A 9,724-nucleotide genomic window follows, 5' to 3' on the forward strand; every position below is an offset into this window, starting at 1 on the left:
GATGGCAGGCCGGGTTACCCACCGCGCCGCATGCTCTTGCCCTGCGCATGGGCCGGCGAGCGGCGCCGTGGATAACCCTACATTCGCAAAGCCCCACCTAACGAATTCAAATTCGTGTCCAACCAAACGGGGCCACCTCTGCCAACCGGGGCACACGAACGCGACAATGACCGCCTATGTCCGTCATCGCAGAGGGAAGCCTGTAAAATCTGTAAATTGATTTTTGGCGGAACAAAATAAAAAGGCCCTCATTGCTGAGGGCCTTTTAAATTCCGGTGCTGGCGGCAGGACTTGAATCCGTCACTCCCTGATAGATGAAACGTTGACGTGCAGGGATAGAATCCGCGCACGGACATTAACTATCAGCGACTTGCTGCCGCTCCTGAGATGAAACATTCAAGCGCAAGCCGGCAGCAGCGCATCTGCCATGTCTCGCAACCCTAACTGGCCGTAGCCGTCGCATTGGCCCGAGCCTTATGCAATTTTTTGTAGCTGTCGATCAGGCGCTGATGCCTGTCGAGGCCCTCCAGTTTCATGCTCGTAGGCGTTAAGCCGAAGAAGCGCACGCTGCCGTCCACAGCTCCCATTACCGCGTCCATCCGAGCGTCGCCAAACATGCGGCGGAAATTGAGCACGTAATCGTCCAGTTCCAATTCGTCGTCCAGCAGCACCTCCAGCACCACATTCAAGGCCTGATAAAACAATCCGCGCTCGACCGTGTTATCGTTGTATTGCAGGAAGGCTCCCACCAGCTCGTGCGCCGCCTCCAATTGCTGCAAGGCGAGATGAATCAGCAGCTTCAACTCGAGAACGGTTAGTTGCCCCCAGTCCGTATTCTCGTCAAATTCGATGCCGATCAATGTGGCAATGTCGGAATACTCATCGAGCTCACTGTTATCCAAACGCTCGAGCAGCGCTTCCAGGCTGGCGTCGTCCAGGCGATGCAGATTCAAAATATCGGCGCGGAACAACAGCGCCTTGTTGGTGTTATCCCAGACCAAATCTTCTATCGGGTAAACTTCCGAATAACCGGGCACCAGAATCCGGCAGGCGACGGCGCCTAAATTGTCATACGCCGCCATGTACACCTCTTTGCCCATGTCTTCGAGAATACCGAACAAGGTCGCGGCTTCCTCGGCATTGGAGCTCATTTTGTCTTTCTCACCCTGGCCAGAAAAATCCCATTCAACAAAACTGAAATCCGCTTTGGCACTGAAAAAGCGCCATGACACAATCCCGCTGGAATCGATGAAGTGTTCGACAAAGTTATTCGGCTCAGTCACGGCCTCACTTGCAAAGGTGGGCCGAGGCAATTCGTTCAAGCCTTCAAAACTGCGCCCCTGCAGCAATTCCGTCAGACTACGCTCCAGCGCCACCTCCAGGCTTGGATGCGCGCCGAACGAGGCAAACACACCGCCTGTGCGCGGGTTCATCAAGGTGACGCACATCACTGGGTACACACCTCCCAGCGACGCATCCTTGACCAGCACCGGGAAGCCCTGTTCTTCCAAGCCCTGAATGCCGGCCAATATGCCAGGGTATTTCGCCAGCACTTCCTGCGGCACATCAGGCAATGTGATTTCACCTTCCAGGATTTCGCGTTTTACCGCCCGTTCGAAAATTTCCGACAGACATTGCACCTGTGCTTCGGCCAGTGTGTTGCCGGCACTCATGCCATTGCTGACGTAGAGATTTTCGACCAGGTTGGACGGGAAATACACCACCTCGCCGTCCGACTGCCGCACATACGGCAGCGAACAGATACCGCGCTGCACATTGCCAGAGTTGGTGTCGACCAGATGCGAGCCACATAACTCGTCGTCGGGATTGTAAATCTGCAGGCAGTACTCATCCAGAATTCCAGCCGGCAGCGCATCTTTAGGACCAGGCTTAAACCAGCGCTCGTTCGGGTAATGTACAAACGCCGCGTTGGCGATGTCTTCGCCCCAAAACGTACCGGCGTAGAAATGGTTGCAGTTCAACCGCTCGATATATTCTCCCAGCGCCGACGCCAACGCGCTTTCTTTGGTCGCTCCCTTGCCATTGGTAAAACACATCGGCGAATGCGCATCGCGGATATGCAGCGACCACACATTGGGAACAAGATTGCGCCACGAAGCGATTTCAATCTTGATGCCCAGGTTTGCCAGAACGCCCGACATATTGGCGATGGTTTGCTCCAGCGGCAGATCCTTGCCCGCTATATAGGTGCTGACGTCAGAAGCCGGCTTCAACGTCAGCAAGGCCTGCGCATCGGCATCCAGGTTTTCTACCTCTTCAATCACAAACTCAGGTCCGGCCTGCACCACTTTTTTCACTGTACAACGCTCGATGGAACGCAAAATTCCCTGGCGGTCTTTGGCAGAGATATCCGCCGGCAACTCAACCTGAATCTTGAAAATCTGCTGGTACCGGTTTTCCGGATCAACAATATTATTCTGCGACAGGCGGATATTTTCGGTAGGAATATTGCGAGTTACGCAATACAACTTCACAAAGTAAGCGGCGCACAAGGCCGATGAAGCCAGAAAATAATCGAAGGGCCCAGGCGCCGAGCCATCGCCCTTGTAACGGATGGGCTGGTCGGCCACTACCGTGAAGTCATCGAACTTGGCTTCAAGACGTAGCTTATCGAGAAAATTGACCTTGATTTCCATGGGGTAACTCTAAAAATGATGTAGCCGCTATTATCCGCCGCCACGCCGGTGGCGTGCAAAGTATCGATGGTTTCCTCAAACCCTGCCGCATACCGATAATTTGACAGGCAAACACCATGGCGCGGTACATGATTGCCATGCAACATGGCGATATACAAGGCAGCGCCAAATACCATTGCATCAAATGGAAGAACCGCGAGTTCCTACCTATTTGAACCTACTCCTGCCCTGTGCAAGTTGGCTCAATCGGCGGGGGAAAGTATCTTGTGCAACCCTCTGTGTGGACCGTTTCTCATCACGACAGGATTGGCGAGGAGTATAAGCGCGATGAACTTGAACCTGCCCAATGGATGCTGTTTGTCGCTCACCCAATTGTTAACAATGAAACAACTGAATCGCTTGAATTTAGGAATAAGCGTTTGGAAATGGGATTTCACGGGTGCTGGCTTACCGTGCACATACGAATTGGAGGGTCCGCAGCCGACTTAATGGAAGAAGGCGAAGATGCGCGCAAATTCTTGGCCGCGGAGGGTATTGCATGTTAGGTCGAAATGAACCCATTGTGACCGGTCCAGTTCGGCCAGCAAAGGACGCTCGTAACGTACAAAAATTACCGAGACTTGCCCCCCCGAGACGAGTGGCTATTGCGTAGATCGCGGGAAGGATTTTGCGTGGCGTGATAACACACGAATCAACCCCATCATTCCACCATCCTCGTGTTCGAGCAGGTGGCAGTGATATACGAAAGTCCCGACTGTATTCGGGTCCCGGAAATCCATGCGCACACGCACACTGGGGTAGCTCAGCATCTGGTTCTTGAAATACGGCACGTTGACGGTATCTCTTAGGAATGGTTCGTCCACCGGCATGCCCGATAAATCCATTACCAGGAAATGAATTTGATGGATATGGAAAGCATGCAATTCATTGGACCTGTTTTCGATGATCCAGTCTTCTACGTCACCTTGCTTTACCACGATGTTCGGCATGCTGGAGCGCGGGTCGAAGGGCTTCGGTTTCTGGCCTTCTACCGTGATGGCGAATTCGGTCGGACTGTTCGGATCGTTAGGGTCCGAGAGTTTTTCAGAGAAATAGAGCCTTCTGGTGCGCACCGGAGCCACTTGCCTCAGCGGCGGAAGGCTGGCGGCGGCAAGCGGCACATGCATCTTGGGCAGGCTGGAAACCGGTGCGGGCGCACTGGCGTCGGGGACAAGCACAGCCAGGGCGCGGTTGGGAACGTTTTCTCCACCCGGCCCGGTATCCACAGTCCGGCTCACAAGAAGTCCGGTTCCCCCTGGCGGCGGCCCATTCATGATGAATTCGACGCGCGCACCGGGTGGAATGCCAATGTGATCGACCCACGGTATGCTCGCATGTGACTTGCCGTCACCTTTGATCGGGACTCCGTCTATGGCCACGATCCCTAGCAACTGGGGCTTGCGCTGAACCAGCAGGGCCAGATTCAGGTAGGTGATGGACGACGCATTCAGTACGCGCCAGAACTGGCGCTCACCTGGCTTTATCTTGATCACGGCCGGCTTGTAGTCGGGATAAGGCACAGGAACGAAGTTGATCGACAGATCCTTCGCCGGCTTGCCGAAGCCGCTGCCGTTGTTGGCCGCGTCGCCATCGCTTTCGACCAGCGACTTGGGGATCACCGGTTCGGATCTGGCAGGGGCGGCCTTCGGGTTCACGAGTTCTTGATCCCGGATCACCAGCACCCGCTCGGGTAGTCCGGCAATCTCCGGAACGGCGCGTTCGATGCCCTCGACGATGAGCGCCCCGGAAGCTCCTCCCTGTACCTGCTTGCTGCTGAATCCATGAATATGCGGATGGTACCAGTACAGACCAGGAGGTTCGTCAGCGGGTATCTGGAAACGGTATTCAAAAGCAGCGTCAGTTGGCTGGACCGAGGTCTTGAGCACGTCATCCTGATGGCATACCGGCGGCACTGTCAAGCCGTGGAAATGGAGATTGCTGGACATTGCGTTCATGATGCCGCTGTCGCATGCATTGCTTTGTTTTTTTGGTTTGGCGGTGCAGATGGGTTGCGTTGTGAGTGATTGCTGATCGGAGGCATCGAGCTGGTTGGCAAGCAACTCATTCTTCAGGTGAAGAATCAGGTAGTCGCCGGGATGCACGCGTAAGGTCGGCGACTGAGTGCCATCCGGCAGCAGATAGCAATAATGCGCAGCGCCATCCTTTTGACGAACGTTGCGAATTTTCAGATCCAGCTGTAATTCGCCGTTATGGCTGCGCAGGTCGGCGGGTTCGGGCACGACGCTGCCCACCGCCGGCCGGGCGCAAGGATCCATCGGCCAGCCTTGGGCGAGAATGGGAGAGGGGCTTGCGCACCACCCGGCAAGGGAAAATAGGCCAGCCAAAACCAGGCTGGCTACGAAACGGCAAGCCATTCGCCGGAGTGCTGTATACATATTTCTCTTGGGGCTAACCGACGTTGATCAGGGCGCTTTTGCGAGTGCAGGAGCTTCTATCTTGGCCTGCGCCTTCAAATCGTCCAGCATCTTTTGCAGAGACTGCTGGCGCACCTGGTCACTCAGGCCGGCTTTCACCTGCTCGAAGGGCGGCACCGTTTCTGTGTTGGCGCGGACGTCGTCGAGCATGATCACGTGATAGCCGAATTGCGACTTCACAGGCACTTGGGTGAATGTCCCTTTCTCCAAACCGATGACCGCAGCACCAAACTCGGGGACCATGCCTCTCGTGTCGAACCAGCCCAGGTCGCCGCCTTTTGATTTACTCACTGGATCCAGCGACTGCGCGCTGGCTAGTTCACTGAACGATTGCGGATCTTTTTTCAGCTTGCCAATGATGTCCTCGGCTTGCGCCTGGGTCGCCACCAGGATATGGCGCGCCCGGTACTGTTTCCCGGCCGCGTCGGCCTTGAGTTTCTCGTATGCCGCCGTCAATTGCGCATCGCTGATCTGCACATGCTGGAAGTAGTCCTTCGCGTAAGACTGCGCCAATACCGAGGTTTTCGCCATCTCCAGTTCGTCCACCACGTCGGGCGCCTTGTCCAGGCCTTTCTTGACGGCCTCCTGTGCCACAATCGTCTGCATGGTGATGTTGTCAAGGACCCTCTGGCGCGCCGCCGGCGCATCTCTCTGGGGCGGCTGCTGCCTCAGTAAAATATCCACTTCGCGCTGGCTGATGGATGTGCCATTGATCGTCAGGGCGACAGGTTCTTTGGCATCGCCACCCTTGCTAGCATCAGCCTTCTTGTCAGCATTTTTAGGGGAGCATGCCGTCAGGGCAAACAACATGAACAGGCTTCCAATTGTCGTGCGGGAATTCATTAACATTTTTCCTTTGGATCGAATCTTCAACAAACAGCAGTAAAAAATCGCGGTAAATCGCTATGCCGGGGCCGCTAAGCACCCACTGAAAGCGGCAAGGCGTGCAAGGAATCTACACAGCGAAATAGGGCGGAGACCCAGAGGTATCCGCCCCATTCAATTCCTGACGTCCGGTGAACAGGATATCAAGACGGCGGGAAGCTAAACATGTCGAACAGATCGTTGATCGCCGGGCTATTGGTTGGCACGTATGGATTTGAGGTCGACGTTACCGGGTTCGGCAAGCGATCCCGGCTTCGGCTACTGACAGTTGGCAAGCCCCAGTTCTTCTCGATGAATTTCAGGATCGATACATGATCGGTATAACTGTGCGAGACATAGCCAGGATTCGCGTACGGGGAGACCAGGATGAAGGGGATGCGTGTGCCGTCGCCGAAGAAATCCACGGGCTGGATGTAACCGGAGTCATAGAAGCCGCCGCCTTCGTCGAAGGTGATGAAGATGGCGGTATTGGCCCACAGCTTGGGATTGGCTTTAACGGCATCGACAATCTTCTTCGAGAAACCTTCAAACAAATCCAGTTTCGACGAAGCCGGATGACCGTCGACCCAGCCGCTAGGCTTGACGAAGGACACTGCAGGCAAGTTGCCGCTGCTGATGTCGGCATACAGGTTGGTGGTGTCCTGGATATGGGCCGAGACTTGCGCCGGTTTAGACATGATGGAGGTGTCGTACTGGAACGGGTTGCAGATATTGCAGTACTCGTCGCTGTTCGCGCCGGCCGAGCCCCAGTTCAATTGATAGGGATCGTTGACGTAGTTGTTCCACTGATCGCCATAATATTTCCAGCTGACGTTGGCGCCATTCAGGTCGTCGCCGATGCTTGGCACTGTAGACGGCGGAATAGTGAACACTGTGTTGCTTGCATTGGTGTCGGTATAGGCATTCTTGCCATTGCCGAAATAGCCAGGATTGTAGTTGTTGAGCAGATAGTAGTGTCCAGCCTGGCAGTTGGAGGCAATCGGCGTAGGCAGTGCCTTCAGATAGTTCAGGATAGGCGAGACACCAGGCTGTGTGGCATCGGCGCAATTCGAATAAGAACCGCCCCCTGATGAAGCCGAACCGTAACCGCCGCCGCCATAGCCGTCTTGCGCATACCAGTTGTTGGTGCCGGCAGCGGCATTCGGATTCTCGATTTCATCAACCACGCCGGCGTTGGCGCCACCTGCACCCGCTGTCGCGTTATGCGGAGGCGCCAGGGGATTGCCAGCGCCGTCGCTGAAGTAGAGCATGTCGCCATGGCCTAGCATGATGTGGTTCGCACCGGTGCCGCCGTTGACTGACTGGTGGAAGTTGTCGCTCATTGCATATTGGTCGGCCAGCGACTTGAAGTAAGGCACGTCGCCATTGGCCATGTTGTAAAAGCCCAATGCCGTGGAACCTTCGCCCGTGGTGGTAGCTGTGGCCGAATATTCGGTGCTGAAGGTCGCCGGTTGTGCAGCGCCGTTTGCGCCGGCTCCCACCGTTGTTTCAACCCACGAGAACAGGGCGCCGTCGCAACCCGAAGGGTTGGTCGCAGTGGCGTGACTGATATTGCAGTCCAATTGTTGCCACATCTGATAGAAGCGATGCACCGGGCTGGCCGAATAGCTGTCGTAGCTCATGGTCGAGCCGGTCAACTGAAACGGCCCTGTCGGCAACGCGCTGACATTGGTGATGCGGGCATCGGGTACTTTACCGGCTTGTCCGGTGCCGCCGGTCAGCAGGTATTGGTAGTAATCCGGATCCAGGCCGCTTTCAGTCTGTTGCGCCACAGCCAATGTAGCTCCGCTGGGCAGGTAGCTGGCCGTCGGACCACCGGTCAATGGTGCAGGCAGCAATCCACCCGGCATCGGCGATTGCGCCGGGCTCAGCAGGAACGCATTGGCCGAGGTATCGGTGGCGGCTGCCTGATTTGCCAGATTGAAGTTCGCTCCAGGGCCACCATTCTGATTCACGATTTGTCGCGACAGCAGATTCGAAACGGTTTGCCCGCTTTTAGGCTGGTAGGTGGCGAATACGTTGTCAAAGCTGTGATTTTCACCAATGATTACGATGACATGTTGAATCGGTGTTGTAGGCAGGTAGGATGCGGTCACGGGCGTGCTCAGAGCACTAGAAGAAGAGCCGCCTCCGCAAGCCACCAGCATTTGAGACATCGCCAGCGTCATCGTCCCTAAGCCTACTCGTCGCATTCCCTTGGATCTGAAATATTCAATCGACATTTTTCACCTGTTTATTATTGATGAGTGCTAAAGCCATTCGTGCAATCGCACTTTGTTGAAAAGTATTCACGCCCCGGTCGGTATGATCAATTGCCGCATAAAACAATATCGCTGAAGAACAAAGTGCAGCGATATTCTGCCTCGGTAAAACAGAGGCAATGATCCCGTGCGCATCTCGCGAGTAAGCTGCTGGGCAGCTATTCCGCGCACTTGACGAATCAAGGCCGCAGTGTAGTGCTGCAGTCATTACGTCTTGATGACATAGGCAACAACAAATGTAAGCAAATGTAAGTCGATACGTTACGGGGTCACCATTGGCGCCTGTAGTAGTCCGGACGAGCAGTGATTGTGCACTCAGACAAAGCCCTCAACTATCATTGCGGGCCCCATAAAAAGGAACAGCTTTGGTAGAAGATCTACCTGTTGATTGCCGGTCAAATTAACTTCTGAGTGTAGTTGGAAAATTGGCCCGAAGATGAGAAAGAGACGCTATAGTCAGAATGGATCGAGAGCACCGGGAATTATTCGTACCGAGGGCGTGGACGTGTGATTGATGAGTCAGAAGGTCTTGTTGAGGCAAAAGGATTTATGATCGAATTTGATGATGTTTTAAGTCAAGGATATGTCGATTTCAAAATTGCGCACCTGGATATTACGCAATGACCAGTGGCGTCTAACGGCCAAAAGCCGCCGGTCACGCTTGCATTTCAATTTTATGGCGCCAGCAATATGTGCGTCTGCTAACTATTGTTACGTGCACGTTTTAGATATAAGGCAATTCATGGAACTAGATTTATCAATTCCTGGAGCAAAACAGGAGCGAACAAAATTAAAGCTCATGCACGAATTGCTGAATCATCCTAGCATCGTCCCTGAACAGTGTTATCGAATGGCGACGTCAAGTTTCCCACTTGTGAGCTACGTAAACCATATTATTGGTTTGTATCTCAGTAAGAACTATGAAGTCATTCCGATTTTCATTGGCCGAGCCCATAGACATATAGTCGACAAGCCCGCGCAGCAGAATGCGGTGACAAACTACAGACTTGTTGAAATATACCTTCGACAGGTTGCATATGTACTTCAGACCTACTCGGCTATCTCTGAGGAGGTTTTACATGCTTATGTGCCTAACGACATCTTGACGGCTGGTGCGCAAGAAACGGATGTTCTGCTCAAAGAGTTTTTGCAATGACAACGCCTAGCGAAGTCGCAACCATAGCCTTTAAAGAGGCCTGCAAATACGCACAGACCTAAGAAACACATCCGACGCTGGGAGCCGCTTGGGGTCGAATCAGTCTGCCCTGACCGGCTCAAAACGGCCAAAAGCGGACTGTCGTGCACGATAAGTGTTCACGAAAAACGAATTTCAGATTTTGATCCGTAGCCGGTGAAGAGCTTTTCAATCTCCGTGTCGATGGTTTCTTTTGTCCATGTGACGAAACGGCGCCAGTGATACTTGGCGTGCTTCCAGAGGATTTCGATC

General features: G+C 54.2%; 6 protein-coding genes. 1 reads left to right on the forward strand and 5 read right to left on the reverse strand.

Features of this window, described 5'->3' with window-relative positions; translation table 11 throughout:
- Positions 1-440 precede the first annotated feature (440 nt).
- From VNZ65_RS17450 to VNZ65_RS17470, 5 genes are all read right to left on the reverse strand, one after another.
- Positions 441-2,657: an OsmC domain/YcaO domain-containing protein gene (locus tag VNZ65_RS17450; RefSeq protein ID WP_325671226.1), complete on the reverse strand. Its 2,217-nt coding sequence runs from the start codon at positions 2,655-2,657 to the stop codon at positions 441-443.
- Positions 2,658-3,298: 641 nt separating this feature from the next.
- Complete coding sequence (locus VNZ65_RS17455; RefSeq protein WP_325671228.1) at positions 3,299-5,092, reverse strand: multicopper oxidase family protein; 1,794 nt, start codon at positions 5,090-5,092, stop codon at positions 3,299-3,301.
- A gap of 27 nt (positions 5,093-5,119) precedes the next feature.
- Positions 5,120-5,974, reverse strand: a complete 855-nt coding sequence (locus tag VNZ65_RS17460; protein ID WP_325671230.1) for a peptidylprolyl isomerase — start codon at positions 5,972-5,974, stop codon at positions 5,120-5,122.
- Between the two features lie 185 nt (positions 5,975-6,159).
- Complete coding sequence (locus VNZ65_RS17465) at positions 6,160-7,971, reverse strand: alkaline phosphatase family protein (protein ID WP_325671232.1); 1,812 nt, start codon at positions 7,969-7,971, stop codon at positions 6,160-6,162.
- Positions 7,972-8,227: 256 nt separating this feature from the next.
- Positions 8,228-8,485, reverse strand: coding sequence for a hypothetical protein (locus tag VNZ65_RS17470; protein WP_325671234.1), 258 nt, complete (start codon positions 8,483-8,485; stop codon positions 8,228-8,230).
- 534 nt (positions 8,486-9,019) lie between these two features.
- On the opposite strand from VNZ65_RS17470, the gene VNZ65_RS17475 reads away from it, so the two are divergent.
- Positions 9,020-9,433 (forward strand): hypothetical protein, encoded by a 414-nt coding sequence (locus tag VNZ65_RS17475; RefSeq protein ID WP_325671236.1) that lies wholly within the window; start codon positions 9,020-9,022, stop codon positions 9,431-9,433.
- Positions 9,434-9,724: the final 291 nt, after the last annotated feature.

Origin of the sequence: Collimonas sp., assembly GCF_035566555.1 — a bacterium.
Lineage (GTDB): Bacteria > Pseudomonadota > Gammaproteobacteria > Burkholderiales > Burkholderiaceae_D > Collimonas.

Excerpts from the sequence above, each read along its gene's own strand:
- VNZ65_RS17475 (WP_325671236.1), top strand. The coding sequence starts at position 9,020 with ATGGAACTAGATTTATCAATTCCTGGAGCAAAACAGGAGCGAACAAAA.
- VNZ65_RS17455 (WP_325671228.1), bottom strand. The coding sequence starts at position 5,092 with ATGTATACAGCACTCCGGCGAATGGCTTGCCGTTTCGTAGCCAGCCTG.
- VNZ65_RS17450 (WP_325671226.1), bottom strand. The coding sequence starts at position 2,657 with ATGGAAATCAAGGTCAATTTTCTCGATAAGCTACGTCTTGAAGCCAAG.
- VNZ65_RS17470 (WP_325671234.1), bottom strand. The coding sequence starts at position 8,485 with ATGACTGCAGCACTACACTGCGGCCTTGATTCGTCAAGTGCGCGGAAT.
- VNZ65_RS17460 (WP_325671230.1), bottom strand. The coding sequence starts at position 5,974 with ATGAATTCCCGCACGACAATTGGAAGCCTGTTCATGTTGTTTGCCCTG.